Below are 24,055 nucleotides of genomic sequence, written 5' to 3' on the forward strand. Positions count from 1 at the left end.
GCATGCGCTTGAGGACGCGGCTGGCGCTCGCCTTCGCCCTGCTGGCCCTGGTTCCGCTCGCGGTCGTCGTGCCCCCACCCTCACCCGCTTGCGCGACACATTGTCGCGCGAGCTGGACGCGCGCATGGAGGCCGCCACCGCCTCCGCGCAGGAGTCCCTGGAGCGCTCCAGCGCCACGGCCCGCCGCGCGGTGGAGGAGCTGGTGGACAGCACCAGCATGGAGGACCCGCCCGCGAGGCCCGCGACCGCCCCACCCGCGCCATCCAGGCCGGCACCGCCGAGGCCCTGATGAAGAGTCGCGGCCTGAGCGTGCTGGCCCTCTTCGACCGCGAAGGAAGAGTGCTCTCCTCCGGCCACCTGCCCGCGCGCCGGGGAGACCCGGACCCGGCCCTCTTCGCCGTCACCCAGCAGAAGTCACCCCGGCCCGTGCCAGTGCGCGTGGAGGTGCGCACGGCCTCCGGACTCCGTCAGCTTCCGGCGCTCGTCACCGCGCGCCCGGTGGACTTCGGGGACCTGCGGCTGTGGGCCGTGGGCGGCGTGCTGCTCGATGAGAGCCTGGCGCAGCACCGCCCGCCTCACCCAGACGCAGGTGACGCTGCTGGCGGGTGACACGCCCCTGGCCAGCGCGGGCACGGCCGAACCACCGACGGTGACGAAGGCGCTGCCGCTGGGAGAAGCGGCCACAGTGCGGCTCGTCTTCAGCCGCGCCGCCGCGCGTGAAGCGGAACAGGGCGTCATGCGCGCCTTCCTCCTGCTGGCGGCGCTGGGCGGCACTTTCGCGGTGCTGCTGGGCCTGCTGGTGTCCCGGTGGATGACGCGACCGGTGGAGGCCCTCACCGAGGGCGCCCGGCGCGTGGCCGAAGGCGCGCTGGAGTCCCAGGTGACGGTGGAGGCCAGCGGCGAGGTGGGCGAGCTGGTGCGGACGTTCAACCGCATGACGTCCGAGCTGAAGGCCACCACCGAGCGGCTGATGGCCAGCGAGCGCATCGCCGCGTGGCAGGAAGTGGCGCGGCGACTGGCCCACGAAATCAAGAACCCGCTGACGCCCATCCGCATGTCGCTGGAGACGCTCCAGGCCGCGCAAGAAGCGAAGCACCCGCGCTTCCCCGACATGTTCAAGGAGAGCGCGGGCGTGGTGCTGGAGGAAGTGGACCGGCTGCGCCGCATCGTCGACGAGTTCAGCCACTTCGCGCGGATGCCCAAGCCGCAGCTGGCGCCCGTGGACCTGGGCGAGCTGGCGCAGAGCGTGCTGGCGCTGTACGCCACGCCTCCGGCCGGCATCCAGATTCTGCCCACGCTCCAGACGGGCGTGGTGGCGCGGGCGGACCGCGACCAGCTCACCCAGGTGCTGGTGAACCTGGTGAAGAACGCCGAGGAGGCCATGGCATCCACGGGTGGCACCCTGCGCGTGCGCGTGCGCTCCACCGAAGCCGACGCCATCGTCGAGGTGGAGGACAGCGGCCCCGGCATTCCCCTGGAGCACCGCGCCCGGATCTTCGAGCCCTACTTCACCACCAAGGACGGCGGCACCGGCCTGGGATTGGCCATCGCCTCGCGCATCCTCCAGGAGCACGGAGGCAAGCTGGAGCTTGGCGGAGAGCCCGGCCACGGCGCGCGCTTCAGCCTCGTGCTGCCGCGCGCGGCCTGACTCAGACGCGGCGCTCCGCGAAGCGGACGTGGACCAGCGCGGGCAACCGCTCCTTCACCCAGGGCAGCATGTTGAGACCGTGGTAGCCGTACCGGAAGAAGCCCCGCGGGAAGGTGTAGGGCTTCAATTCCACCGGCGGATTCGCGGCGCCCACCGCCGCAGCGTCGCCTCCAGCGCGTCGCGGTTGATGCCCCAGGGCATGGGTGGCAGCTGGTACGCGAGGGTGCGGCGCAGCCCCTTGAGCGTGCGCCGCGAGAACCAGCGGGGAATCGTGTCGAAGAGGAGCTCGGCGCCCGGGAAGCGCTCGGCGATGTCCACGATGAGCCGACGGACGTCGTCTTCCTCGAAGTACATGAAGAGGCCCTGCGCGACGATGAACACGCCCTTGCTGGCGTCCACGCGGTCCATCCATGCGCGGTCCAGGGCGCTCACCGGGCAGTGCATCAGCCGCTCGTTCGGCGTGAGGAAGCGCTCCCGGATGGCCACGGCTTCCGGAAGGTCCACGCTCAGCCAGCGCAGCTGCCCGTTGTCCAGCCGATGCGCCTGCGTCTCCAACCCTTCTCCCAGCGACACCACGAAGCCGTCAGGGTGCGTGGCCAGCCACGCGCGAATGGTCCGGTCCATCTCCGCCGCGCGAATCGCGAGGGACGGCTCCGCGCGGCCAAAGGACTTCTCGAAGTCGTAGTCGATGGCGCCGTAGATGCGCAGCGCCTCCGCGTCGTTCAGGACGCCGTCCGGCCGCTTCGCCTCCCCTGCCCGGGAGTGCAGCGTCCAGAGCATCGTCTCCGGAATCCCCGTGAGGTTCGGCACGTACCGCGTCTGCATCGTCCCCCTCCAGATATCAACGACATCTCCCGGGCGAGCTCCGCCAAGCGCCTCAGTGCGCCGCCGACCTGGAGAAGGTGTTGATGACGATGACGCCCGCCAGGATGAGCCCGATGCCCACGAGCGCGGGGACGTCCAACCGCTGGCCGTGAAGGAGCCACGCCACGCCGGAGACGAGGACGATGCCCGCCCCGGACCAGATGGCGTAGGCGATGCCCGTGGGGATGGTCCTCAGCGCGAAGGACAGGCAGAAGAAGGCCACGCCATAGCCCAGCACCACGAGGATGGACGGCGCCAGCCGCGTGAAGCCGTTGGAGCTCTTGAGCGCCGAGGTCGCCACCACCTCGGCCACGATGGCAATCCCCAGGTAGACCGCGTTGTGCATGAAACGCCTCCGCGGGCCTCTATAACCACGGGCTCTGAAGGCGGCCCGCGCGAACGTCCGAAACGAGAAGGCCCGCGGCCTCTCGAGGAGACCACGGGCCTTCGGCGCTTCAGCAGCGGCCAGGGCCGCGCTCGGGCTCAGTCCTTGACGGGCGTGGCCTTGAGGGCCGCCTTGCCTTCCTTCACGTAGACCTGGAAGCGCACCGTCTTGCACGCGTACTTCTGGACGAGCTGCTCCTTGTTCTTGCGGAGCTTCTGCACGAACTTGTCGTACGTCAGGCCGTCGGCCGCCTCGCCACACCGCTCACGGGTGGTGAGGAACTCGCGGAAGACCTCCTGGAAGTGCTGCTCGTCGGTGAGCGCCACCGCGGAGTTGCCCAGGCCCGGCAGCGGAATCGCGGCGGGCTGAGGAGCGGAGCGCGGCGGCGGCATGGGGATGGCGTCCGACGTCGGAGGCCGCGCGCTGGCCTGGAGCAGCTCGCGCGGAATCGCCGCCACGCGCGTCGTCTCCGGGCTGTCCGGTGCGGCCTGGGAGGCCGCCAGGGCAAAGGGGTCCGCCGCCTGTTGCAGCGAGTACGCCGCCGTGGGCTGGTCCTCGAAGGCGAACGCGCCCCGGCGAGGCGAGGCGGGCGACAGCGGCTCGGGCCCACCGAAGGACTCGGGTGAGGACTCGAACGGCATCGCCCCCGCGTGCGCGGGCTGCTGCGGCGGCGCGGGGAACGGGAACGCCTCGGCCGAGCCGAAGGGGTCCGCCGCGGGCGCGGGCGCCGGAGGGGCAAAGGCAAACGGGTCCGCTGCGGGGACTGGAGGCGGAGCCGGCGGGGCGAACGCGAATGGGTCGCCCACCGGCGCCTGCGCCGGGCGCGACATCGCGAACGGGTCTCCCGACGGCGGCGGCGCCTGCAGCGCGAACGGGTCGGCGGCGGGCGCGGGGGCCGGAGGAGCAAAAGCGAACGGGTCGGCGGCAGGCGCGGGAGCGGCGGGCGGCGGCGCGAAGGCGAACGGGTCCGCGGCGGGGGCCGGAGCGGCGGGCGGCGGCGCGAAGGCGAACGGATCCGCGGCGGGGGCCGGAGCGGCGGGCGGCGGCGCGAAAGCGAACGGGTCCGCGGCGGGCACAGGGGCCGGCGGCGGCGTGACGGCGGCCGTTGCGGGCGCCGAGGCCATGGCGGCCGACAGGCTCAGCGTGTCGGAGCTGCCACTGGACGCCTCCGCGTCAGCCGCCTTGCGGCCAGAGCCCATCATCAGCGTCCACAGGAGGCTCAGGCCCAGCAGGCCCGCCAGGGCGAACAGCGCGTTCTGCTGATACGCGGCCAGCGTGCCCAGCACCGGCTGCGTGCTGGCGATGGCGAGCACCTCCAGCGGCGTGCCGGCCAGCGCGCGGCGCGAGCCCACCATCAACGGCGCGTTCCCACCCAGGGGGTCATTCTGGGTGAAGACAGGCAGCGCCACCGGGCCCAGCTCCAGGAACTTGCCCGTGCTCAGCACCACGCCCGAGGCATTCGCGGCGACCTTCGTCAGCGAGCCTTCCGCCAGCAGCTTCTGCGGACCGGCGACGCCCGCCAGCGCGTCGCCCTTCACCAGCGCCAGCGCGGCCGCGCCCGACGCCTGGACGGCGGCCTCCAGCCCGCCCTCGTCCAGCAGCGGCGCGCCCAGCACCAGCGTCACCGCCGGCACTCCGGCGTTCCACGACAGCGGCACCGCGGCGAAGGCATGCGGCGCACCGAAGGCATCCACCACGCTGGCCCCGGACTTGACGAGGCTCACCACGTCCAGCTTCGCCGCGTCCGAGGACGGCTCGGCCCCGGCCACCGCGTGAAACTGCGTGTCCTGGGCGACCACGGCCACCACCGCGCCCTTGAGTTCCTGGGGAATCAAGGCTTCGACGGCGCTGCGCACCGCGGCGAAGCGCTCGGCGGTGAAGGCGCGGGCGGCGGTGGCATCCACCTCGGCGCGCTCACGCTCACGCTCGCGCGGGTTGCGCGGCGCGGGCGGCTCCGGAAGCGGCGGCGCGGCGGTGGACACCACCTCCGGCATGGCCGCGAGCTTCAGCGCCAGCGACTGCACTTCGGCACGACGAGAATCCACACGGCGCGCCACCTCGGCGGCGCCCGCGGAAGCCTGGGCCGATGCACCGGCGACGGCGCGCTCGCGCAGCGGTCCCGACAGCATCGGCAGATGAGCAACGCCCAGTCCGATGACCAGGAATGCGAAGACGAGGAACTTGAGGCGGACCATCGCCGTCCTTTTAGCCCGAGGTTGAAGGGTTCCGCTTATAGCGTTCACCGTTCGGCCCCAGCAAGATTCGGGCACTGGACACGACGAGCCCGGCCGCCAGGTGTACGACCTGAGGGGCCGGGCTCTTGCCGCTGCCAACCGCGATTAGTAGGTGGGAACGTCGGCCGCCACGTCCTCGGGCAGGCCGTTGGTATGAACGTCGCGCCGTTTCCCCAGCATGCGCTTGAGGCTCGTCTCCAACCGGTCACGCGATGCGTCGATGGCGGGGAACAACGAGTCCGCCGTCTCCGTCACATGCACCGAGGAGAGCCCGGGCAGTCGCACCGTGACCCGGCATTCCTTGTCCATGCCGCCCTTGGGCCCGTTGGTGTCCACCAGCGAGATGTCGATTTCCGCTGCCTCGTCATCCGCGAACCGTTCGATATGGCGCACCAGGTGTTCGTCGACATACGACTTGAGAGCATCCGACAGGTTCAGGTGCACTCCACGCAGCAACACCTTCATGGCATTTCCTCCGAGCCCAAAGATGGGCAGCCTGACGCCCGGTGGTGAGCCACCCCCTGCCCATTAATGGAGCCCGCCTGACGCTCCCCTGCTCTCCGGCCGGGTGGGCAGCGAAGCGCTCGCATCCGGGATGGACGAATCCCCACCGCCGCGCGGGTTTCTCAAGGGCATGGGCGCTGAACGAATCAAGGTCTTGCTGGTCGAGGACGACGGGGACAGCCGGGAGCTGCTGGCGGAGCTGCTGGAGTCGGAGTTCGACGTGAAGACGGCCACGGATGGCCTGGCCGGCCTCGAGATGTTCGAGGCCGAGCACCCGGACGTGGTGGTGACGGACGAATCCCTCCCAGGCATGTGCGGCACCGAGCTCGCGCAGAAGGTCAAGGAGCGCGAACCCCGGGCCCGCGTCATCCTCGTGTCCGGTTACACACAGGTGCAGGGCTCTGAACACTGTGACGTGGTGCTGCGCAAGCCCATCGACGTGGAGCGCCTCAGCGCCGCGGTGTGCAGGCTGGGCGACGAAGCACGACACTGAACGAAGTGACGAGCCCCGGGTGCCGTCCACGGCCCCCCGGACCTACTATTTTCCTCCAGACACCCACGGGCTGGAGGGACGGCGATGAAATACTGTGCCAGGTGCGGCTCCGAGTATCAGGACAGCGTCAACGCGTGTGCTGACTGTCCAGGCAACCCGCTCCTCGTGAGCGCGGAGGAGATGCGCAGCAGGGGGCTGCCGCTCCCGCATGAGCTGGATACCCGTGTCTTCGTCCGGGCCGGCTCCGCGGAGGACCCCTTCACCGCCGAGGTCTACACGCAGCTCCTCCAGGACGCGAACATCCCCGTCCTGGTGCGCGCGGGCCGCTCGGGTGTCGTGGACAAGCTGACCACCGGCAACGTGCTGCCCTGGTGGGAAATCCACGTCCCCGCCGACCAGCAGGTCCGAGCCACGACGCTGATTGAGCAGGAGCGCCTGCGGGAGCTGGCCACCAACGACGAGGCCGCCGCCGCCGCGGAGGCCGAGGAGCGGGAGACCGAATCCCCTGCCGCCGAGGCCGAGGAGCGGGAGACCGAATCCCCCGCCGTGCCGCCACCGGCCTACTGAACGCGCTCAGGGCACCGGGCGCGCCACCGAGCCGCCGCTCGCCGTATCGGGGCGGCGTGGCTCGAAGAGGCTGACGCCCGTCACCTTCCACTTCGAGTAGCGGCCGTTGCGGGCCAGGAACGTCTCCAGGTCCTCGTCCACCACGCGATTGTAGCCGCCGCGTGAGGCGTGGCGCAGGTACGTGCGCTTCTTGCGCTGCACCACGAAGCCCAGGTGGGTGATGCGGGTGGCCTTCAGCGGCAGGTCCTCGCGCATCACCACCAGGATGGTGCCCGAGGGGATGTCGCGCGCGTGCGCCATCACCCGCTCCAGGGGCAGCATGTTCAGCGGGTACGTGCCCACCACCTGCTGCGCCTTGGGCAGGCCCAGCGCCTGCGACGAGCGCGACTGCCAGGTGACCTTCGTCAGCGACTTCGTCACGGTGACGGCGTCATCCCCCGCGTAGCGCCGCGTCACATCCGTCAGGAAGCCCTTGCGGATGTTGTTGGGCAGCCACTGCGCTTCCATGAGGTGGTTGCGGTCCTCATAGGTGGGCGAGCTCGCGTAGCGGATGCGCTCGAGCAGCGGCGCCACCTCGTCCTCGCTGCCCGCGAGGCTCAGCGCCATCGACTGCTCCACGAAGGTGAGGCAGTCCACCGCGTCCAGCCGGAAGGTGGGGTCGGGGTCGACGCCCTGGCCCTCGCCCAGCGGCGACAGGACGTAGGGTGTGTTGATGAAGCGCTCGCTCATCCGCAGCAGGCGTCCGGCCAGCGGCGCGTCCGCGTCCTCCGACACGAGCGCGGCGCGCGCCTCCGCGCTGAGCCCCACCCAGCCATTGGGCTTCACCGGACGGGCCGTGGCGAGCTGCTTGGACGCCGAGGGCGACTCCAGGAGCACTTCGGCACCGGGCCGGGTGTCCACGTCCTCCGGGGGCGTGGGGACCGCGGGCGCCTGCGACAGCAGGGCCGCGGCCAGGACCGCGACAACCTTCATTGCGCGACACCCGCCTTGCGGAGGATGGCCTTGCGCCGGTCGTCACGCAGCTGGAGCGTCTCCAGCTCCCGCTCGTACGCGAGCTTCTCGTCGGACTTCGCGTTCCACGACGCCAGCACCAGCCACTCCAACATCGACGCGTCCCCGCCCTCGTGGAGGATGCGGGCGGCGCTGGCGGCCAGCGCGCGGTCCTTGTCCTCCAGCAGCGGCTTGAGCGCGGGGGCAGCCTTCTTCGCGCTGACGCCTTCGTAGAGCTCCAGGCCCTGCCGGCGCACGAAGCGGTCGTCCGAGCCGAGCAGCTTGCCCGCGAAGGCGAAGCCCTCCGGCGCGCCCAGCCGGCACAGGCCACGCGCCGCCGCGAAGCGGGTGCTCTCCGAATCGCTGGCGAGGAACTCCTTGAGGGCCGACGCCTGCTTGGCGTCCCCGGCCTCTCCCGCGGCGGCGAGCAGGGCCGCGCGCACCTCCACCTCCGGCTCCTTCCGGGCGGTCTTCACCAACAGGGCGCCCATCTTCGGATTGCGCGAGGCGCCCAGGGCCCGCGCCGCCTCGCGGCGGACCCCGCTGCTCTTGTCCTCCAGCAGCGGCACCAGCACCTGGGTATGCCGGCTGTTGAGCTTCGCCGTGCCCTGCGCGGCATACATCCGCACCGCGCTGTCCTCATCCGACGCCAGGCCCGCAAGGGTGGGCTCGGCGGCGCGCGTTCCCAGCCCCGCAAGCACCGCGGTGAGGTTGCGGCGCAGCCGCTCCTCGTGGACGGTGCGCAGCGTGGAGGCGATTTCCCGGGCCGCGTAGGCTTCCTCGCGCAGGAAACGCAGGCGGGAGACGGCCGCGGGGACGGCGCCCCCTGCACCACGGTCTGGATGACCGCGTCCGTGTCCGCGCGCCGGGAGCTCCGTTTGGCGGCGGACGCGGGTCCGGACAGGGCGGTCCAGGGGAGGAGCAGCGAGAGCAGGAGGACGAGTCGGACGGACGGAGGCACGGGCCCCCGACGATGGCAAGGGCGGCGCCGGCCGTCAAAGTCCCACCACATGCCCGGTTCCCCGGCCGGCACGTCTGCCCGATTCTTGACCCTCCAGGGAGCGATTGATACGACCGCCAGGTTTCACCTCTCTCTCAAGGCGCCACCCTATGAAGAAGCTGATGGCGTTGGTGGCGGTGTCGGGGACGCTCACCGCGTGCGGCCCCGTGAAGTCCACCGCGAACATCCTCGACGCTGAAGTGCAGATTCAGGCCGCGCGCACCGCCGGGGCGGAGAAGCTCGCGCCCTACGAGTGGACCGCCGCCAACCTGTACATCGGCAAGGCCCGCGAGGAGGTGGGGTACTCCGACTATCAAGCCGGCGTCGACTTCGCCGTGAAGGCCTCCCGCTACGCCAACGAGGCCCGCGAGAAGGCCATGGCCGTGGCCGGAAGCACCGAGCCCGGCGGCCGGACTCCGAACCCGTGATGACCGAGCGCTTCCCGATGACGCGTCCTTCCCTGGTCACGCTGCTTCCCCTCCTCCTCTCCCTCTCCTGTGTCAGCGGCAGCAAGATTCGCGCGGACACGGAGGTGCTCGCGGCCAACGTGGAGCGCGCCCGCCGTAGCGGCGCCCTGCGCTGCGCGCCCGTGGAGCTGGCCACCGCCGAGGCCCACCTCGACTTCGCCCGTGGCGAGCTGAGTCAGGGCAACAGCGGCCGCGCCGACACCCACGCGCGCACCGCCGACGCCGCGGTGAACCGCGCGCTGGAGCTCTCCAAGAACTGTGGCCCGCGCCGGTGCTGGTCCGCGACCGGCCGGAGGCTTCGCAGCCGCAACAGCCCCAGCAGCCGCAACAGCCGCAAGTGGTGGTCCGTATCGAGGAGACGGACAGCGACGGCGACGGCATCCTGGACAAGGACGACCCCTGCCCCGACCAGGCCGAGGACATGGACGGGTTCCAGGACGAGGACGGCTGCCCCGACCCGGACAACGACAACGACGGCGTGCTGGACGGCAACGACAAGTGCCCGCTCACCCCCGGCGTGCCGGAGAACCAGGGCTGCCCGGCCGAGGCGCCCAAGGACCGCGACGGCGACGGCATCATCGACTCCGAGGACAAGTGCCCCGACCAGGCCGAGGACAAGGACGGCTTCCAGGACGAGGACGGCTGCCCTGAGCTGGACAACGACAGCGACGGCATCGTCGACACGGCCGACAAGTGCCCCAACGAGGCCGGCCCCATGCAGAACCTGGGCTGCCCCATCGTCGACAAGGACGGTGACGGCGTCCTCGACGTGGACGACAAGTGCCCGGACGAGCCCGAGGACAAGGACGGCTTCCAGGACGAGGACGGCTGCCCCGACCTGGACAATGACGGCGACGGTACGCCGGACGTCCAGGACAAGTGCCCGAACGAGGCCGGCCCGACGGAGAACGGCGGCTGCCCGGACAAGGACACCGACGGTGACGGCATCGTGGACCGGCTGGATGCATGCCCCGAGGAGCCGGGCGTCCAGGAGGAGCGCGGCTGCGCCAAGCAGTACAAGATGGTCGTCATCAAGCGCGACCGGATTGAAATCAAGAAGCAGATCCTCTTCAGCTCCGGCTCGCACAAGATCTACGGCAAGCAGAGCACCGCGGTGCTCGACGACGTGGCGCAGGCCCTGCGCGACGCGCCGTGGATCAAGCGCATCCGCATCGAGGGCCACACCGACTCGATGGGCAACGACGCCTCCAACCTGCGGCTGTCCCAGCGCCGCGCGGACGCCGTCATGGCGCAGCTCCTCCGCCGCGGCATCGACCCGGGCCGCATCCAGGCCGTGGGCTTTGGCGAGACGCAGCCCATTGCCCCCAACAGCACCAAGACGGGCCGCGCGATGAACCGCCGGACCGAGTTCAAGGTGGCGGAGTAGCAACCGCCCTGCCCCGGCCGCACCGGCCGGGGCACGACGCACCAGACGCCTCCGGGGCCTCACGCCCGCGGAGGCGTCGTCGCTTCGGGGCTCAGCCGTCCTTGAGCAGTTCGTGGAGGACCTCGGTGGCATACGCGCCCCGAGGCAGCTCGAAGGTGAGCCAGAGGTCCTCGCCGTCCGCCGTCTTCTCCGCGGTCAGCTCGGGCGAGCCCAGGCGGACGCGGTAGGGGCGGCGGCTGCCTTCCGTCTCACCACCGCCGCGCTTGAAGTCCTCCGGTGTGACGCCCGCTTCCGCCAGCAACCGCGCCTCGAGCTCGGCCACGGCTCCGGCGGAGGCCGTCATCTTCGGCCCGAAGAGCGGGCCTGCCGGGCTCACCTCGAAGGCGGCCACGCGGGGGCCGTCCACCTCGGGTGACTCGCACACGAAGAGGCCGCCCGTCTCCTCCTTGCGCAGCACGTCGCCGGCGAGCGCGGTGGCCAGCGTCCCCGCGTGCAGCCGCGCCGCCAGCGCCTGGTTGAAGAGGCGCGACTGGAAGGCGGACAGGTACAACTTGCGCTGGAAACGGTCCGGCCGCTTCGGCAGCCGCTGGCCCAGCACCAGCAACCGGCCCAGGTCGGCGTTGTCCCCTGCCCGGCCGAAGCGCTGCTCGCCGAAGTAGTTGGGCACGCCCTGCGCCACCAGCCGGGAGAACGTCTCCCGCGCCGCGCCCGAATCCTTCACGTCGCGCAGGCGCAGGCGGAAGCGGTTGCCCCGCAGGTGTCCTGTGCGGAGCTTGTTGCCGTGGCGCTTCGTCCACAGCACCTGGACGCCGTCCAGGGCGAACTCCGGCACCTTCGGCTCGGCGCGCGCGGGCACGGACACCAGCTGCCGGGTGATGGCGTGCCGGTCCTTCATCCCCGCCACGCCGATGTCGTCCTCGGACACGCCCAGCGACGCGGCCAGCGCGCGCACCAGCTCACGCGTGTCACGGCCCCGCTTCTCCACCCAGAGGTAGAGGTGCTCGCCCTCGCCGGAAGGCAGGTAGGCGGGAACCTCCTCGACCTCGAAGTCCTCGGGAACCAGCTTGAAGGCGCCCCCACAGCCGGGCACCTCCGCCGTCAGGCGCGGCCAACCCAAATCCGTCACGATACCTCGAGCGTGGACAGCAGTTCCTTCACGCGGCGGGCCAGGTCCTCGTCCGCGCGTGACTCCAGCAACTCACCGGCCTGGAAGAGCAGGAAGAACATCATGTCGCTGAGCGCCTGCCTGAAGGTCGCCAGGGGCTCACTGCCCAGCTGCGCGCGGTGGCGCTCGAAGCTCTCGATGAGCTTGTTCTCCGGGAGGCTGCCGTCCGGAGCGAAGGCCAGCCCTTCCAGCACCGGCGATGACGACAGGCCCTGACCGGAGAGGGCGGCGTTGGCCGCGGCGATGAACTCGCGATCCATGCCCTGCTTGGCCACCTCGTCGCGAATCTCCCGGAAGATGAAGTTGAAGACGCGGGCCACCGGGCGTGGATCCACCGTCACCACCGGGCGCGCGGGCGCGCGGGCCGGAGCCTGCGCCGTGCGCTCGGACGGCTGGGGAATCGGCGTCGGGACGCCCGGGCCAGGAACCATCAGCGGCTTGTCCGTCACCGAGGCGAAGCCGCCCTCCAGCAGGCGGAAGACCACCTTGGTGACGTCGAACTCCGACAGGCGCGCTGCGTGCCCCAGCTCCAGAATCGTGCGCCGGCCGTCGAGCAGGCCCAGCACCCGGTCCTCGTCCTCCTCCAGCTTGCCGTCCGAGGCGCGCTTGCGCGTCACGTACAGCCGGCCGTGGGGAATGCGCTTCCGGAAGTGCGCCATCTCGTCAATCTTCCGGATGCTGTCCATCAGCAGGCTCTGCGTGGACAGCTGGATGATGTGACCGGACTTGTCCTCCACCGGCTGGTCGATGAGGAAGAAGGTCCCCTCCCGGCACAGGACGATGGCGTGGAAGATTTCGCTCACCTGGTGGGTGACGCACTTGAAGAGGTCGTGCGACTTGAGCAGCCCCTTCTCCACCAGCGAGCGCCCCACCTTGGAGGGCGGTAGCTCACGCAGCGCCGCCTCCACCTGGGCGCGCTCCACGTAGCCCATCCGCACCAGCACCTCGCCCAGCCGGTCGGCCGGGTCGTCGGAGGAGGCGCCGCGCACCTCACCCTCGCGCAGGGTGACGGAGCGCTCTCCGCCCGGCGAGTGGACGCGCACCACGCCGCTCCAGCGCGACTGGCTGAGGAAGGCGATGAGGTCCGACAGCGGGAAGCCGCCCGCGTCCCCCGCCAGCACCACGCGCGGCACTGGGATGGAGCCGCCCTCCGCGGGCGTGCGGGAGAACACCAGCAGGTCGGGCGCCGTCGCCATCAGCGCGTACGTTCCCGAGCGCCCCGCCAGCGGTGAAGGCACATGCCGGTCCTCGGGGACGAGCTGCGCCGACGCGTCGATGCGGAAGCGGGGTGTCATGGCGGCGTCAGTCAGCCGCCCAGGCGTTCTTGTTGGCGGACCACTCCAGCTCGTCTTCCAGGCTGTGCGACAGCATCTCCGCCTCCACGAAGGACAGGTCCAGCGCACGTCCGTTGAAGTACACGGAGGGCGTGCCGCTGATGCCCGCCGCGCGGCCCTGGCTGCGGTAGCCGTCCAGCTCTTCCTTATACGCGTCCGTCTTCAGCAGCGCCGCCAGCTTCGCGCCATCCAGGCCCAGCGACGTCGCCAGGGCGGCAATCGCATCTGGCTTGAGGTTGGACTGGTGCTCGAAAAGGGCGTCGTGCATCTGCCAGAACTTGCCCTGGTCCCTCGCCCACAGCGCCGCCTGCGCCGCCGGCTTCGCGTTGGCGTGCATGGACAGGGGGAACGGCAGGTAGCAGAAGCGCACCTGCTGCGCGTGCTTCTTGGCGAAGGCCTCCAGCACCGGGCGGGCCTTGGCGCAATACGGGCACTCGAAGTCGGAGAACTCCACCACCGTCACCGGCGCGCCGGCCGGGCCCATGCACATCCGGTCATCCACCTTGAACTGCGCCCGCGGGTCGCGGAAGGCGGAGTAGTACGTCGACAGGGAGAGGATGACCTCGGTGGCCGGGCTGCCCTCGGACACCCTGCGCGCGGCCAGCTGCGCCATGCGCCGGGCGTGCTTGCAGGGAGTGTGCGACTTCAGACAGGCGCCCAGCGTGTGGGGGCAGCCGCAGTAGCAGAACTCGTCATTGAAGACCGTGCCCAGCTCCCGCTTCGCCGTGGGCGACAGCGAGGAGAAGTCCATGCCCGGGATGCCCGACACGGCCGCGGCCGGGTCCACGGGCGCGGCGGCGGGCTCGGCCGGGGCCGGAGCGGCGGGAGCCTGCGGGGCGGGCGACGCCGACTGCCCACCCGTCGGGGCCGCGCTCTCGGGATTCTTGCACCCTGGGGCCGTCAGGACCGCGACGGCCAGCAGGGGAACGACACGCTTCCAGCAGAAAAGGAGCACGCGGCGGGTCTTAGCGACGCGCGCGGGGCTTGTAAAGCAACGCCAGCCTTGGCAGGGAAGCGCCTGTTCATCATGCCCAGAGTCCTGCTGCTGCATACCGGGGGTACGCTCGGAATGGCCGGGGGGCGCCCGTCCGCCCTGAAGCCCGCGGCCTTCTTCAAGACACTCAAGGCCCGCGTGCCGGAGCTGTTCGAGCTGGCCGACATCGAGCTGGAGCTGTTCAGCAACCTGGACAGCTCGGAGATGCAGCCGGAGCTCTGGAGCCGGATGGCCGCGCACCTCCACGCGCGCCTGCCCCACTTCGACGGGGCCGTGGTGACCCATGGCACGGACACGCTCGCATACACCGCGAGCGCCCTCTCCTTCATGTTGCGTAACCCGCCCTGCCCCGTGGTGTTGACGGGGTCGCAGCGGCCGTTGGGCAAGATTCGCTCGGACGCGCGGCTCAACCTCATCGACGCGGTGCTGTCCGCGCTGCACGGGCCCCGCGAGGTCACCATCTGCTTCGACTCGCGCCTGTACCGGGGCAACCGGGCGCGCAAGGTGAAGGTGTCCGAGTACGACGCTTTCGACAGCCCCAACTTCCCCGTGCTGGGCACCCTGGGTGTGGACACCACCTTCGAGCCGGGCCTCAAGTCCCGCGGGGCCTTCCGCCTCTATGAGCGGTTGGACGCCAAGGTCTTCCTCCTCAAGGTGTACCCGGGGCTGGACCCCGCGCTGCCGCTCCAACTGCTACCGCACGTCCGGGGACTGGTGCTGGAGGCCTACGGGGCAGGTAACTTCCCCATCGACCCGGAGCTGGGGCGCTCGCTGACGCCCCTCTTCCTCCAGGCACGCGAGCGAGGCGTCCCGGTGGTGGTGGTGAGCCAGGCGCACCGGAATGGCGTGGACCTTTCCTTGTATGAATCCGGGGCGGCGGCACTGGAGGCCGGGGCGATGGGCGGCGCGGACATGACGCCGTCGGCGGCCCTGGTGAAGCTGATGCAGGGGCTGGCCTATCACTCCGGCACGTCCGGGGCCCTGGCGCGCTACATCCAGAGCCCGGTGGCCGGAGAATTGACCGTCGGAAGGCCGACAGTCGCCCCGGAGGCCCCCGCCGGCCCCCCCGCCACTCGGCGGCCCCGAGGAGAGTAGTGGAGAGTCGGGCAGTATGCTTGCCGCCGCGAAAAGGCGGCCCGTAAGATGGGTGCCGCGATGTCCGAGGAGAAAACTTCCGTCCATTCGATTTCGGACCTGCTGGGCAGTGCCCAGCAGCAGAGCGCGTATCTGATCGTCATCAGCGCCAAGTCCGCGGCGGGCATCGGGCGGATGTTCAAGCTGGACCGCTCCGAGGTCGTCCTGGGGCGCAGCTCCGAGGCGCAGTTCCAGGTCGAGGATGACGGCATCTCCCGCAAGCACGCCAAGGTGGTGGCGCTGGGAGACGGCCGATTCCAGCTGGTGGACCTGGCCAGCACGAACGGGACGTACCTCAACGGCCTGAAGGTCAACGCCGCCCCGCTCTACGACGGCGACAAGATCCAGATCGGCTCCAACACCGTCCTCAAGTTCTCCATCCAGGACGCGCTGGAGGAGCAGTACCAGCGCAGCATCTATGAGTCCGCCACGCGTGACGGCCTCACCCGCGTCTACAACAAGAAGTACTTCCTGGAGACGGTGCGCAAGGAGTTCAGCTACTGCCTGCGCCACCGGGTGCCGCTGTCGCTGGTCCTCTTCGACGTGGACCACTTCAAGAAGATCAACGACGCGTATGGCCACCCGGCCGGTGACTACGTGCTGACGCGCATCGCCCAGCGGGTGAGCGACACGGTGCGCACCGAGGACCTGCTCGCGCGCTACGGCGGCGAGGAGTTCGCGCTGATGCTGCGCGAGTCCGCCGAGGACCAGGCCCTGGCGTGCGCGGAGCGCTGCCGGTACGCCGTGGACAAGGCCGACTTCGTCTTCAGTGGCACGCCCATCAAGGTGACCATCAGCCTGGGCGTGGCCACGCTGCTGGACTCGGACTTCTCCCAGCCCGAGGACCTCATCGCCGCGGCGGACAAGTACCTGTACCGGGCCAAGCGCGCGGGCCGGAACCGCGTGGACGCGAAGGCCATCAGCGGGCTCTGAGTTTCGGGCGCGGCCCCCGCGCCTACTGGCCGAAGCCCAGTCGCCGGAGCGCCTCGCGCGATACGTGCTTCACATGGGAATCCGGGTCGCGCGCCGCTGCGTCCGATAGCGCGGCCGCCGCCTGCGCTCCACCAATCCGGCCCAGGGCCGTTGCCGCGGCCACCCGCACAGCGGCCTCCGTGTCCTCCCGCAGACACCCGGCCAGTGCCTTCACATGGGACGCGCGGCCAATCTGCTCCAGTGCCTCGGCGGCGGCGGTGCGCACCACCACATGGTCCGACTCCAGCAGCAGCGCGGCCTCATCGCCGCGGGACGTCTGCCGTTGAAACGCCAGCAACTCCAGTGCGGCGCTCACCACCTCGGGAGCCCCGTCCCCCAGCGCACGCGAGGTGGCCTCCGACACTCCTGGCTGCCGCGTCGTCAAACCGCTCAAGGCCCGCACGGCCCCTGCCCGCAACAGCGGCTGCTCATCCGCGAGAAACGGCTCCACCGAGGACACCCGGTCCCGAGCCCCTCGCCACAGTCCGCCAGCTGTGCCAGCGCGGCCCCTCGGACGGACGCGGCCAGCGCCTTGTCCCGAGCCTTCCCCAGGAAGAACGCCGCACACCCCTTCTCCCTCGCCATGGCCTCCAGCCACGGCCGAGCCTGCATCGCGTCACTCGACTCGATGCGCCGCTCCGCCGCCGTGCGCAGCGGGACGCCTTCCGCCTCGGCCAGCGCTCGCGCCGCATCCCGGCGCACCCATCGGTCGGAATCACCGAGCGCCCGCTCCAGCTCCCGCATCGCCAGCGGCCCATACACTCGCAACGACTCCACCGCGCGTCGGCGCTGAAGTGGATCCGCCACGGTCAGCTCCGGCTGCATGCCCTCCAGCTCCTTCGAATACACAGCGAAGAGCCGGTTGATGCGCGCCTCCTCCGCGGGCTTCGCCTCCTCCAGCAGCATCCGTCCAACCGACGACCGGCTGCGCCCGGCCACCACCTTGAGCGCGCTGGCGCTGACCGCATCCACGCGCTCCGGCCGCGTCGCCATGGCGTCCAGCAGGACGCGTGCGGGCTTGCGGCTCAGGAACGCGGCCAGGTGGGCCAGCGCCGAGCCCCGAACCGCCGGTCCTCCGCGTACAGCTCCAGCTCCAGCGCCTCGCGAATGGCCTCCCGCCGCCCCCACACGCGGGCCGCGGCGTTGGCGCCGCGAGGTCCGGCATCTCGCAGGAACTTCGCGGAGGAAGCCCCGGCCTCCGCCGCGGCGCGCGCCGCCGTCAGACATGCCGTCAGGTTGGACGACACCGGCTCCGCCATGACCCAATCCGCCAGGGCCCGGCGATCCGTAACGCCCTGACGTCTGGCATCCGCGCGCACCGCCGCCCACCTCACCCGCCAATCCGGGTCCTTCATCGCGGAGACGAGCGGCGCCCGGGGAATGGGCCGCTGCCCCGCCAGGCCTTGCACCCAGGAATCCACGCGGCCACCCGGCAGGCAGCTACCGCAGGTCCGAGCGCGCAGGGCTGGATCCGTCACGTGCCGCTGGCAGGACATCCAGCATTCTCGGGTCGGGGTCCCACCTTGCTGCTGGCCGGTCGTCAGGAGTACCACCAGGAGGAGGGCTGGGCTCACGAGGCGGACAGTGTAGTCCATCCGGCTTAGCCTTTTCGTCCAGCGTCCTTGCGTTTTCCCTCTCAGTGGGTCATACCCGCTGCCCCTTTTGATCTACACCCACATCTACGTACGGCGGAAGGAGGTGACTGCATGCCCGGTATCCGAGTGAAGGAAGGAGAGTCCATCGAGAGCGCCCTCAAGCGCTTCAAGAAGGCCACCGAGAAGGCTGGAATCCTTTCCGAGATCCGTAAGCGCGAGCACTACGAGAAGCCTTCCGTGAAGCGGAAGAAGAAGGCCCTCGCCGCCAAGAAGCGCGCTGTGAAGAAGGCCCGCAAGTCGTTCTAGGCGCGTGCCTCGCGCGTGGAGCCGGGGCGCCACCGATGTCAGGTGCCCTGGCTCCCGCCGTCGAAGTCCCCCTGAACAACGTCTTACCCTCCGGAGCTGCGACCATGGCCACCCTGAAGGAGCGGATCGACGCGGACCTGAAGGACGCGATGCGGTCCAAGAACGAGCTGACGCTCAGCGTGCTGCGGATGCTCAAGAGCGCGGTGAAGTACAAGGAAGTGGAGCCCGGCGCGTCCGCACTGGATGACGCGGGAGTCCTCACCATCATCGCCGGCCTCATCAAGCAGCGCCGTGATTCCGTGGAGCAGTTCAAGACGGGTGGCCGCCCGGAGCTGGCGGAGAAGGAAGAGGCTGAAATCAGCATCCTTCAGAACTACCTGCCCAAGCAGCTGACCGCCGACGAGCTGGCCGCCGAGGTCCGTGCCGCCATCGCCGAGACGGGCGCCAAGGGTCCCAAGGACATGGGCGCGGTGATGAAGAACCTGAACGCCAAGATTCACGGCAAGGCGGAAGGCCGAGCCATCTCCGAGGCCGTGAAGTCGGAGCTCGCGAAGCTCTCTTGAGCCTTCCACCGTTCTGAGGTCAGCGCTGGCGCTGTCGGGAAACCGGCGGCGCCTTTGCATTGAAGGGCTGGACAGGGATGCGGAAACTTGCTCCCTCGGCCCCTCGTCATTAAGTGCCTGGGTCAGTCCCGCCGTGCCCCCCGCTCCCCCCCAGCGGAAGTCGCGTGCAGGGGCCTCAGGAGTCCACCCCATGCCGCAACCACTCCCTGCCCTCGCGAGCGCTCCGGCTTCAGCCCCCATGGGGATGATCCGCCAGGTCGGCCGGTGGGCAGGCGACGTCAGCCCTGTCAGGCAGGATGCAGGGGCTGGGCCCGCCCAGGGGTGGGCCAGGGGGTGGGAGTCGTGATTCCGGAGCACAAGATCCAGGAGGTCCTCGAACGGGTGGACCTCGTCGGGCTCATCTCCCGGCATGTCGACCTGAAGAAGGCCGGGCGTGAATGGAAGGCCTGCTGTCCCTTCCATCAGGAGAAGACCCCCTCGTTCTACGTGGTGCCGGAGAAGCGCTTCTATTTCTGCCATGGCTGCCGCGCGAGCGGTGACGCGGTGTCCTTCGTCCAGCGCTACCTGGGCAAGACGTTCCTGGACGCGGTGCGGGACCTAGCGCGCGAGCTGGGCGTGGACCTGGAAGCCGAGCAGGACCCCAGCATGCGGGAGCGGCAGCAAATCAAGGAGGCCACGGACCAGGCCGCCGAGCACTTCCGCGCCATGCTGTGGCAGCAGGACGAAGGCCGCTCCGCCCGCGCCTACATCGCCAGCCGCGGCGTCTCCGAAGAGACGGCCATGGCGTTCGGCCTGGGCTGGGCGCCCCTCGAATGGGCCTCACTGACGGAGCGCTTCCAGAAGCTGGGCATGCTGGAGTGGGCGGCGAAGGCCGGCCTGGTCCTCAAGCGCAACAGCGGTGACGGCTACTACGACTTCTTCCGCAGCCGGGTGATGGTGCCCATCCGCGCGCCGGAGGGCCGCCCCATCGCCTTCGGTGGCCGTCTGATTGGCGCGGATGAAGGGCCCAAGTACCTCAACTCGCGCGAGTCCCGGCTCTACAACAAGAGCGAGACGCTCTTCGGCATGGACCAGTCCCGCGACGAGATTCGCAAGCGCAAGGCCGCCGTGCTGGTAGAGGGCTACTTCGACGCCATTGGCCTGCACCAGGTGGGCGTGCGGCACGCAGTGGCGCTGTGCTCCACCAACCTCACCGCCGGACACATGCAGGTGCTGAAGCGCGCCGAGGCCCGCGAGCTGATCCTGCTGTTGGACGGAGACTCGGCCGGCCTTGCCGCTGTCGAACGGCTTTCCGGTCCCCTGCTCGCCGCGGGGGCGACCGCGCGAGTTGCCCTGCTGCCGCAAGGGGATGATCCAGACACCTTCGCGCGTCGAGAGGGCCAGGAAGGCGTGGAACGGCTGCTGGAAGGCGCCCACCCGCTCACCAGCCACCTGTTCGCCTCGCTCCTCCCGGAGGGCAAGGCCGCGAGCTTCGAGGAGAAGATGGCAGCGCTCGAGCGGCTCAAGCCGGTGGTGGGACAGGTCCCCGTGGGCCTGGTGCGCGCCACCCTCTTCAGCGCGGTGGCCGAGCACTTCGGCTGGCGGCCTGCGGACGTGGAGGCGGCCCTGCGCAGCAAGGTGCCCCTGCCCAAGCCCGCCAGCGGGGACGCACCTCCTTCGAGCCCCAACCGTCCCGCCCCGCCCCTGGAGAAACCGCCCCCCGCGCTGGAGTGCTTCTACGTGGGCGCGGTGTTGAAAGAGCCACGGTTGATGGCGCGGGACACCTTCCGCGTGTGTGACGAGCTGTCCCACATGGGCCTGCGCATGGCGCTGGCGCATGCGACGTCGGGACACGGCGCAAACGATGCGCTCTTTGAATCCTCGGAAGCCGTGAAGCGCGGCATTGAAAGCGCGCTGCGGCAGCTCCCCTCGGAACCGGTACCCCTGGAGGCGGCGTTCCTCTCCATCTGCAGGGAAATCATGGTGCGGCGCATTGACGAGCGGCTCGTTTATATAAAGCGGGCGACGGAGCAGACGCCGGGGGCGTTCGACCTGACAGAGGAGACGCGCCAGCTCCTGGCGGAGCGCGTGGAACTGTTGGCGCTCAAGAAGCGTGTCCTGGAGGAGCTCAAGCCTGCCTCCTCGGGAACAAAGGCGCCCATGCAACCGGTTTGAGTTCGCGTTTGTAAGAAACCCTGACTTTGCGGTAGATCGGCCGGCTCGCCCAGGCCTCAAGCCCCTGAATTTGCTCAAGGAGAAGTACCCGAATGCCGACGCAGAAGCCCTCGAAGGCGTCCGTGAAGCCGACCAAGAAGAAAGTGGATCCGGTGATCCGCAAGAAGAAGGCTCCGGACGGTGCCGCGGCGAAGGGGGCCAAGACGGGCGCCGAGGAGAAGGAAGAACTCGTCGCGAGGGACGTCGTCGCCGAGGCGACGGAGAAGCTCAAGAAGAAGAAGAAGGGCGTGGCGCCGGCCATGGGCGATGACGTGGACCCGGAGGAGGCCGCGGAAGAGGCCGCCGCCGCCGTCCAGGTCGACCCCGACGCCGTCGAGGACGACATCGAGGAGGATCCGGTCGCCGAGCGCAAGGAGGTCAAGGACCTGCTCGCCGCGGGCCGTGAGAAGGGCTTCCTCACGTACGACGAGGTCAATGACGCGCTCCCCGCCGACATCGTGTCGTCCGATCAGATCGACGACGTGATGAGCATGTTCGGCGACAACGACATCGAGATTGTCGACGCGCAGAAGGCCGCTCAGAACAACGAAATCAAGCCCACCGTCACCGTCGAGGAAGAGAAGGAAGACGCCGACGAGGACGAGAAGGACGAGGACGACGAGCCGGGCGGCAAGTCGAACGACCCGGTGCGCCTGTACCTGCGCAAGATGGGCAGCGTCAGCCTGCTCACCCGCGAGGGCGAGGTCGAAATCGCCAAGCGCATCGAGGATGGCGAGAAGGAAGTCCTCCGCGCGCTGCTGGCGTGCAAGGTGGCCGTCGAGGAGATACTCGACATCGGCAACAAGCTGAAGACGGCCAAGCTGCGCGTGCGCGACGTCATCAAGGACGCGCCGGAGGAGACGCAGTCCGAAGGTGCCGAAGAGGCGCCCGAGGAGGTCGGCGAGGGAGACGCTCCGGCGCAGCTGGCGCAGAGCGAGCTCAACAAGATTGAGCAGATCTGCAAGCAGATCGAGCGCTTCCGCAAGTTCGCCCAGGACTGCGACGTCTTGGAGGAGGAGCTGTCCTCCAAGAAGAAGCTGACCGAGGTCCGCAAGAAGGAAGTGAAGCAGGAGATCAAGGACCTCCGGACCAAGATGATGGAGGTCCTGGAGGAGATGCGGCTCAACAAGAAGCAGGTGGACCGCATCGTCATCAACCTCAAGGCCCTCATCGAGCGCGTCGACAAGGCCGAGGACGAGCTGCGTGATTTGGAGCGCCGCTACGACTGCTCCATGAAGGAGCTGCGCCCGCAGCTGAAGGAGTCGCGGGAGAACCCCAACATCGGCAAGAAGCTGCAGAAGCAGCTCAACCTCACGCCGGAGCAGTTGGAGGTCCTGGACCGCGACGTGCGCACGGCGGTGCGGAAGATCAAGAAGGTCGAGGAGGAGGCCAACCTCCCCGTCGAGTCGCTGCGCCGCAACTACGACGCCATCCGTCTGGGTGAGCGCCGCGCCGAGCGCGCCAAGAGCGAGCTGGTGGAGGCCAACCTGCGCCTCGTGGTGTCCATCGCGAAGAAGTACACGAACCGCGGCCTGCAGTTCCTGGACCTCATCCAGGAGGGCAACATCGGCCTGATGAAGGCCGTGGACAAGTTCGAGTACAAGCGCGGCTACAAGTTCTCGACCTACGCCACCTGGTGGATTCGTCAGGCCATCACCCGCGCCATCGCGGACCAGGCCCGCACCATCCGCATCCCGGTGCACATGATCGAGACCATCAACAAGCTCATCCGCACCAGCCGCTACCTGGTGCAGGAGATTGGCCGCGAGCCGACGCCGGAGGAGATCGCGGAGAAGATGGAGCTGCCGCTCGACAAGGTCCGCAAGGTCCTGAAGATCGCCAAGGAGCCCATCTCCCTCGAGACGCCGATTGGCGAGGAAGAGGACAGCCACCTGGGTGACTTCATCGAGGACAAGAGCCTCGTGTCGCCGGCGGACGCGGTCATCAACATGAACCTGGCGGAGCAGACCCGGAAGGTGCTCGCCACGCTGACGCCGCGCGAGGAGAAGGTGCTCCGCATGCGCTTCGGCATTGGCGAGAAGTCCGACCACACGCTGGAAGAGGTGGGCCAGGACTTCGAGGTGACGCGCGAGCGCATCCGTCAGATTGAGGCCAAGGCGCTGCGCAAGCTGCGCCACCCGAGCCGCTCCAAGCGCCTGCGCTCCTTCGTGGAGAGCTGAGCCGGGCTTGAGCTGAGCTGAAACGTGGGCCCCCGCTCCATTCGTGGACCGGGGGCCTTCGTGTTTCTAGAGTCTGGCGCCGTGGCGCTCCGAGCGAAGACGAAGACACCGAAGGCAGAAGTGAAGAAGGCTCCCCTCCCCTTCTCCAAGGCGGTGTGGAAGGCGGTCCGGGCCATTCCGCGCGGGCAGGTGCGCTCCTATGCCCAGGTGGCGCTCTACGCGGGCCGTCCGGGCGCGGCACGAGGCGTGGGCCGGGAGATGGCCACCCTGCCCCAGCAGCCCGAGCTGCCGCTGCCCTGGTGGCGCGTCACCCGCTCGGACGGGACGCTGGCGCCCCAGGTGGCCCAGGAGCAGGCAGGGCGCCTGCGGGCCGAAGGCGTGGAGGTGACGCAGCGTGGGGACACCTTCCGCGTGAAGGTGCCCCGCGAGGCGCCGGCCCCTGGACTGGCAACGAAGCGGAAGCGCTGAAGCCGGGTAAAACGACGCCCCTTGCCAGGACTGCGCACCCGGCGATATGCAATCTGTCACGCGGTTGGTTGGCACATGAGGGCCCTTAGCTCAGCGGTTAGAGCTGTCGGCTCATAACCGATTGGTCCCTGGTTCGAATCCAGGAGGGCCCACTTCCCTCAATGCCGCTCAATTCCTTGGCAATCTCTTCAAGTGCGTCTGTCCATTGAGCGGCATCCGCGGTGTTCCGCACCACCGGCGCCACCCCCTTGGCATTGAGATAGGACGGGGCGCGCTTGGACACCTTGCGCCGGGCGGACGGCAGCCGCAGGGTTGTCGCCCTTCCAGAGCCCGCGCTGGATGGCCTTGGAGAAGAGGCACTGTGCGAAGCCGCACAGATTGTTGATCGACTTGGGCGAGCGCTCGGCGGCTGCGGCGGAGAACGCCCCATCAAGGCGGGCTGCGGTTCACCTCGGGGAGCGTCAACGCACCCAGGCGGGGCCGAAGGTGAGCATCACCCGCTTCGGTGGACAGGTTGGCTACGCTGCCTCAAGCCCCTCGCTCGCCTCCTCCTCACCTGCTTGAGGGAACTGGCTCACTCACCTTGGCGGAGAGAGCGCGGGCTCTTTCCCG

Annotated in this window: 22 protein-coding genes, 1 tRNA gene and 3 pseudogenes; 15 read left to right on the forward strand and 11 right to left on the reverse strand. The window is 69.7% G+C overall.

What is annotated here, in order from left to right:
- Positions 1–88 precede the first annotated feature (88 nt).
- From QEG98_RS42260 to QEG98_RS28240, 3 genes are read left to right on the forward strand one after another with little or no spacing between them, the layout of a single operon-like run.
- On the forward strand, positions 89–289 hold the full coding sequence (locus QEG98_RS42260) for a hypothetical protein (protein WP_410477854.1): 201 nt from the start codon (positions 89–91) through the stop codon (positions 287–289).
- On the forward strand, positions 289–609 hold the full coding sequence (locus QEG98_RS42265; RefSeq protein ID WP_410477855.1) for a hypothetical protein: 321 nt from the start codon (positions 289–291) through the stop codon (positions 607–609). Before QEG98_RS42260 ends, QEG98_RS42265 begins: the two co-directional genes overlap by 1 nt.
- Positions 548–1,648 (forward strand): sensor histidine kinase, encoded by a 1,101-nt coding sequence (locus QEG98_RS28240; protein ID WP_410477856.1) that lies wholly within the window; start codon positions 548–550, stop codon positions 1,646–1,648. Before QEG98_RS42265 ends, QEG98_RS28240 begins: the two co-directional genes overlap by 62 nt.
- A gap of 1 nt (position 1,649) precedes the next feature.
- Here the strand turns inward: QEG98_RS28240 and QEG98_RS28245 are convergent, their stop codons facing one another.
- From QEG98_RS28245 to hpf, 5 genes are all read right to left on the reverse strand, one after another.
- Positions 1,650–1,781 (reverse strand): hypothetical protein, encoded by a 132-nt coding sequence (locus tag QEG98_RS28245; protein ID WP_316563513.1) that lies wholly within the window; start codon positions 1,779–1,781, stop codon positions 1,650–1,652.
- Positions 1,772–2,473 carry a class I SAM-dependent methyltransferase gene (locus QEG98_RS28250; protein WP_316563514.1) on the reverse strand — a complete coding sequence of 234 codons (702 nt, stop codon included), beginning with the start codon at positions 2,471–2,473 and terminating at the stop codon, positions 1,772–1,774. The genes QEG98_RS28245 and QEG98_RS28250 overlap by 10 nt, the downstream gene beginning before the upstream one ends.
- Positions 2,474–2,525: 52 nt before the next feature.
- The gene (locus QEG98_RS28255) at positions 2,526–2,858 is read right to left on the reverse strand and encodes an SMR family transporter (RefSeq protein ID WP_316563515.1); all 333 of its coding nucleotides are present in this window, start codon (positions 2,856–2,858) and stop codon (positions 2,526–2,528) included.
- Positions 2,859–2,995: 137 nt separating this feature from the next.
- Positions 2,996–5,092 carry an MXAN_5187 family protein gene (locus tag QEG98_RS28260; RefSeq protein ID WP_316563516.1) on the reverse strand — a complete coding sequence of 699 codons (2,097 nt, stop codon included), beginning with the start codon at positions 5,090–5,092 and terminating at the stop codon, positions 2,996–2,998.
- A gap of 144 nt (positions 5,093–5,236) precedes the next feature.
- Positions 5,237–5,596, reverse strand: coding sequence for a ribosome hibernation-promoting factor, HPF/YfiA family (gene hpf / locus QEG98_RS28265; protein ID WP_090491726.1), 360 nt, complete (start codon positions 5,594–5,596; stop codon positions 5,237–5,239).
- Between the two features lie 169 nt (positions 5,597–5,765).
- Between hpf and QEG98_RS28270 the strand changes: the two genes are divergently transcribed.
- Both QEG98_RS28270 and QEG98_RS28275 read left to right on the forward strand, forming a co-directional pair.
- Positions 5,766–6,128 (forward strand): response regulator, encoded by a 363-nt coding sequence (locus QEG98_RS28270; protein WP_026114334.1) that lies wholly within the window; start codon positions 5,766–5,768, stop codon positions 6,126–6,128.
- Between the two features lie 84 nt (positions 6,129–6,212).
- Positions 6,213–6,695, forward strand: a complete 483-nt coding sequence (locus tag QEG98_RS28275) for a DUF2007 domain-containing protein (protein ID WP_090491728.1) — start codon at positions 6,213–6,215, stop codon at positions 6,693–6,695.
- Between the two features lie 6 nt (positions 6,696–6,701).
- Here the strand turns inward: QEG98_RS28275 and QEG98_RS28280 are convergent, their stop codons facing one another.
- Positions 6,702–7,667 (reverse strand): N-acetylmuramoyl-L-alanine amidase-like domain-containing protein, encoded by a 966-nt coding sequence (locus QEG98_RS28280; protein WP_090491729.1) that lies wholly within the window; start codon positions 7,665–7,667, stop codon positions 6,702–6,704.
- A pseudogene (locus QEG98_RS28285) lies at positions 7,664–8,718 on the reverse strand (HEAT repeat domain-containing protein). The gene QEG98_RS28280 and the pseudogene QEG98_RS28285 overlap by 4 nt, the downstream one beginning before the upstream one ends.
- 77 nt (positions 8,719–8,795) lie before the next feature.
- On the opposite strand from QEG98_RS28285, the gene QEG98_RS28290 reads away from it, so the two are divergent.
- Together QEG98_RS28290 and QEG98_RS28295 are read left to right on the forward strand one after the other, a co-directional pair.
- Positions 8,796–9,113 carry a DUF4398 domain-containing protein gene (locus tag QEG98_RS28290; protein ID WP_011555164.1) on the forward strand — a complete coding sequence of 106 codons (318 nt, stop codon included), beginning with the start codon at positions 8,796–8,798 and terminating at the stop codon, positions 9,111–9,113.
- 17 nt (positions 9,114–9,130) lie between these two features.
- Positions 9,131–10,539: pseudogene (locus QEG98_RS28295) on the forward strand (OmpA family protein).
- Between the two features lie 91 nt (positions 10,540–10,630).
- Here QEG98_RS28295 and truD read toward each other — a convergent pair.
- From truD to QEG98_RS28310, 3 genes are read right to left on the reverse strand one after another with little or no spacing between them, the layout of a single operon-like run.
- Positions 10,631–11,665: a tRNA pseudouridine(13) synthase TruD gene (truD, locus tag QEG98_RS28300; protein ID WP_316563517.1), complete on the reverse strand. Its 1,035-nt coding sequence runs from the start codon at positions 11,663–11,665 to the stop codon at positions 10,631–10,633.
- Positions 11,662–12,999, reverse strand: a complete 1,338-nt coding sequence (locus tag QEG98_RS28305) for a DUF4388 domain-containing protein (RefSeq protein ID WP_316563518.1) — start codon at positions 12,997–12,999, stop codon at positions 11,662–11,664. Before QEG98_RS28305 ends, truD begins: the two co-directional genes overlap by 4 nt.
- A gap of 7 nt (positions 13,000–13,006) precedes the next feature.
- Entirely contained in the window at positions 13,007–13,993 is a 987-nt protein-coding gene (locus QEG98_RS28310) for a DsbA family protein (protein WP_316563519.1), read from the reverse strand.
- Between the two features lie 72 nt (positions 13,994–14,065).
- Here QEG98_RS28310 and QEG98_RS28315 point away from each other — a divergent pair, with 72 nt between their 5' ends.
- Together QEG98_RS28315 and QEG98_RS28320 are read left to right on the forward strand one after the other, a co-directional pair.
- Entirely contained in the window at positions 14,066–15,127 is a 1,062-nt protein-coding gene (locus tag QEG98_RS28315) for an asparaginase (RefSeq protein WP_316563520.1), read from the forward strand.
- A 60-nt stretch (positions 15,128–15,187) separates the two neighbouring features.
- Entirely contained in the window at positions 15,188–16,099 is a 912-nt protein-coding gene (locus QEG98_RS28320; protein ID WP_026114337.1) for a GGDEF domain-containing protein, read from the forward strand.
- Between the two features lie 22 nt (positions 16,100–16,121).
- Here the strand turns inward: QEG98_RS28320 and QEG98_RS28325 are convergent.
- A pseudogene (locus QEG98_RS28325) lies at positions 16,122–17,733 on the reverse strand (HEAT repeat domain-containing protein).
- Positions 17,734–17,844: 111 nt separating this feature from the next.
- Here QEG98_RS28325 and rpsU point away from each other — a divergent pair.
- The 6 genes from rpsU to QEG98_RS28355 all read left to right on the forward strand — a co-directional run bounded on the left by rpsU (position 17,845) and on the right by QEG98_RS28355 (position 23,595).
- Complete coding sequence (gene rpsU, locus QEG98_RS28330) at positions 17,845–18,039, forward strand: 30S ribosomal protein S21 (protein WP_002614080.1); 195 nt, start codon at positions 17,845–17,847, stop codon at positions 18,037–18,039.
- Between the two features lie 104 nt (positions 18,040–18,143).
- The gene (locus tag QEG98_RS28335; protein ID WP_026114338.1) at positions 18,144–18,602 is read left to right on the forward strand and encodes a GatB/YqeY domain-containing protein; all 459 of its coding nucleotides are present in this window, start codon (positions 18,144–18,146) and stop codon (positions 18,600–18,602) included.
- 333 nt (positions 18,603–18,935) lie between these two features.
- Positions 18,936–20,756 (forward strand): DNA primase, encoded by a 1,821-nt coding sequence (gene dnaG, locus QEG98_RS28340; RefSeq protein WP_186817915.1) that lies wholly within the window; start codon positions 18,936–18,938, stop codon positions 20,754–20,756.
- 92 nt (positions 20,757–20,848) lie between these two features.
- Positions 20,849–22,975, forward strand: coding sequence for an RNA polymerase sigma factor RpoD (rpoD, locus tag QEG98_RS28345; RefSeq protein ID WP_011555174.1), 2,127 nt, complete (start codon positions 20,849–20,851; stop codon positions 22,973–22,975).
- Positions 22,976–23,056: 81 nt separating this feature from the next.
- Positions 23,057–23,443: an MGMT family protein gene (locus tag QEG98_RS28350; RefSeq protein WP_316563521.1), complete on the forward strand. Its 387-nt coding sequence runs from the start codon at positions 23,057–23,059 to the stop codon at positions 23,441–23,443.
- Positions 23,444–23,522: 79 nt separating this feature from the next.
- Positions 23,523–23,595 (forward strand) — tRNA-Ile (locus QEG98_RS28355).
- Positions 23,596–24,055 lie beyond the last annotated feature (460 nt).

This window comes from Myxococcus sp. MxC21-1, assembly GCF_032612255.1.
Taxonomy (GTDB): Bacteria; Myxococcota; Myxococcia; order Myxococcales; family Myxococcaceae; genus Myxococcus; species Myxococcus virescens.

Coding starts and splice junctions, on each gene's coding strand:
- QEG98_RS28260 (WP_316563516.1), bottom strand. CDS start 5,092: ATGGTCCGCCTCAAGTTCCTCGTCTTCGCATTCCTGGTCATCGGACTG.
- QEG98_RS28335 (WP_026114338.1), top strand. CDS start 18,144: ATGGCCACCCTGAAGGAGCGGATCGACGCGGACCTGAAGGACGCGATG.
- QEG98_RS28275 (WP_090491728.1), top strand. CDS start 6,213: ATGAAATACTGTGCCAGGTGCGGCTCCGAGTATCAGGACAGCGTCAAC.
- QEG98_RS28270 (WP_026114334.1), top strand. CDS start 5,766: ATGGGCGCTGAACGAATCAAGGTCTTGCTGGTCGAGGACGACGGGGAC.
- QEG98_RS28255 (WP_316563515.1), bottom strand. CDS start 2,858: ATGCACAACGCGGTCTACCTGGGGATTGCCATCGTGGCCGAGGTGGTG.
- QEG98_RS28280 (WP_090491729.1), bottom strand. CDS start 7,667: ATGAAGGTTGTCGCGGTCCTGGCCGCGGCCCTGCTGTCGCAGGCGCCC.
- QEG98_RS28290 (WP_011555164.1), top strand. CDS start 8,796: ATGAAGAAGCTGATGGCGTTGGTGGCGGTGTCGGGGACGCTCACCGCG.
- QEG98_RS28250 (WP_316563514.1), bottom strand. CDS start 2,473: ATGCAGACGCGGTACGTGCCGAACCTCACGGGGATTCCGGAGACGATG.
- QEG98_RS28320 (WP_026114337.1), top strand. CDS start 15,188: ATGTCCGAGGAGAAAACTTCCGTCCATTCGATTTCGGACCTGCTGGGC.
- QEG98_RS28315 (WP_316563520.1), top strand. CDS start 14,066: ATGCCCAGAGTCCTGCTGCTGCATACCGGGGGTACGCTCGGAATGGCC.
- rpoD (WP_011555174.1), top strand. CDS start 20,849: ATGCCGACGCAGAAGCCCTCGAAGGCGTCCGTGAAGCCGACCAAGAAG.
- QEG98_RS42265 (WP_410477855.1), top strand. CDS start 289: ATGAAGAGTCGCGGCCTGAGCGTGCTGGCCCTCTTCGACCGCGAAGGA.
- QEG98_RS28305 (WP_316563518.1), bottom strand. CDS start 12,999: ATGACACCCCGCTTCCGCATCGACGCGTCGGCGCAGCTCGTCCCCGAG.
- rpsU (WP_002614080.1), top strand. CDS start 17,845: ATGCCCGGTATCCGAGTGAAGGAAGGAGAGTCCATCGAGAGCGCCCTC.
- hpf (WP_090491726.1), bottom strand. CDS start 5,596: ATGAAGGTGTTGCTGCGTGGAGTGCACCTGAACCTGTCGGATGCTCTC.
- QEG98_RS28240 (WP_410477856.1), top strand. CDS start 548: ATGAGAGCCTGGCGCAGCACCGCCCGCCTCACCCAGACGCAGGTGACG.